Annotated in this window: 2 tRNA genes; both read left to right on the top strand. The window is 49.4% G+C overall.

Going from position 1 to position 261, the window contains the following annotated elements:
• Positions 1 to 13: 13 nt before the first annotated feature.
• A tRNA-Ile gene (locus AB4263_RS24145) sits at positions 14 to 90 on the top strand.
• Between the two features lie 14 nt (positions 91 to 104).
• Positions 105 to 180, top strand: a tRNA-Ala gene (locus tag AB4263_RS24140).
• Positions 181 to 261: the final 81 nt, after the last annotated feature.

The following is a 261-nucleotide window of genomic DNA, read 5'->3' as shown; positions in this document are numbered from 1 at the left end:
AAGAGACGATATTGGGTCTGTAGCTCAGCTGGTTAGAGCGCTCGCCTGATAAGCGGGAGGTCGGTGGTTCAAGTCCACTCAGACCCACCAATATCGACCTAGATGGGGCTATAGCTCAGCTGGGAGAGCGCCTGCCTTGCACGCAGGAGGTCTGCGGTTCGATCCCGCATAGCTCCACCATCTTTAAGCGTTCTTGTTCGACAAAAAGTCTTACGAGAGTCTTTAAAAATGGTTCAATTTATTGAATCAAGCTCTTTAACA

Origin of the sequence: Vibrio sp. 10N.261.55.C5 (genome assembly GCF_041470505.1) — a bacterium.
GTDB lineage: Bacteria > Pseudomonadota > Gammaproteobacteria > Enterobacterales > Vibrionaceae > Vibrio > Vibrio crassostreae_C.
This window is presented reverse-complemented; position numbering and strand designations above follow the sequence as displayed.